Origin of the sequence: Tritonibacter sp. SIMBA_163 (genome assembly GCF_046535935.1) — a bacterium.
Lineage (GTDB): Bacteria > Pseudomonadota > Alphaproteobacteria > Rhodobacterales > Rhodobacteraceae > Epibacterium > Epibacterium scottomollicae.
This window is the reverse complement of record NZ_JAWJBP010000310.1, coordinates 1-279: the sequence shown is the minus strand read 5'-3', so window position 1 is coordinate 279 and position 279 is coordinate 1. Positions and strand designations below refer to the sequence as shown.

General features: G+C 35.1%; 1 protein-coding gene. It reads right to left on the bottom strand.

Annotated features, from left to right (window positions below):
* Positions 1-279 (bottom strand): hypothetical protein (locus R0J92_RS22520; RefSeq protein WP_411053296.1); only part of this gene is annotated, 279 nt, incomplete at both ends.

Sequence of the window (279 nt, the reverse complement as noted above, 5' to 3'; positions counted from 1 at the left end):
CATAAGCCTTCCCACCTGTTTTTTTCGCATTCAAATTATACCATGTTGACCTTTGTGTCCAAGTAATAGCAAAAATTACGCCGACCTGTTCACTCCATACATTTACCTTTTTAACCTTTCCACTAACTCTATTTACACGAGCATAGGAACCAATATATCCAGTTCCGTTGTATTCTTTAAAACTATAAGTTTTTGTCGTAGTCTTAGCTTTAGATGATGCTTTTGCCGTTGCTAAGGCCATTAAAGAATTACTAACAAATTGATCATTTTCTTCACTAG